The following is a 542-nucleotide window of genomic DNA, read 5'->3' as shown; positions in this document are numbered from 1 at the left end:
CCTATTTCCATGTTATGTCTTTTTAATTACAGCTTTACTATATCTGTATGTGTCAAATAAGCTTCGCGTATCTAAATCTTTTTGGAATGTTGAAACATATGCAATATCCCCTGCGATTTGATTATCACAGTAAACATTTAAATTCAGTTCAACACCGTTTGAATTAACTAACGCACTATCACCTTCACTAAGTTCTAATTTTTCAAGTAATTCTTTTGAAGCAAAAATCCCTGATTGTAAATTTTCAGCAAATTCATGTGCAATTGCTGTAAACTCATTAAATTGATTAATTGGATTTGCTCTATAAATAATAGTTTCATTTTCAGCAGCTTCCAAAAGCTCAATATTTGCATCTGAAACTTCTGTTTTTTTGCTTGTTTCATTTACAATTAAATCATATCCTCGATACTCAACTCTATCATTTCCAAAATAGTTTGGCAACTTATCAAACTCAATTGCTTTGTATCCAGAAGAAATAGGAAGTAATTCTGTATATTCAATCGTACATTCAATATCATCACCTAAAACTTCATTTGCAATAT

At 29.7% G+C, this 542-nt stretch carries 1 pseudogene; it reads right to left on the bottom strand.

Annotation, left to right across the window (positions count from 1 at the left end):
• Positions 1-12: 12 nt before the first annotated feature.
• Positions 13-542: pseudogene (locus tag ACQY5W_RS13515) on the bottom strand (ferredoxin); the annotation flags it as partial.

Source organism: Arcobacter sp. (assembly GCF_050300555.1).
Taxonomy (GTDB): Bacteria; Campylobacterota; Campylobacteria; order Campylobacterales; family Arcobacteraceae; genus Arcobacter.
The sequence above is the reverse complement of the archived record's forward strand: the minus strand, read 5'-3'. Positions and strand labels throughout refer to the sequence as shown.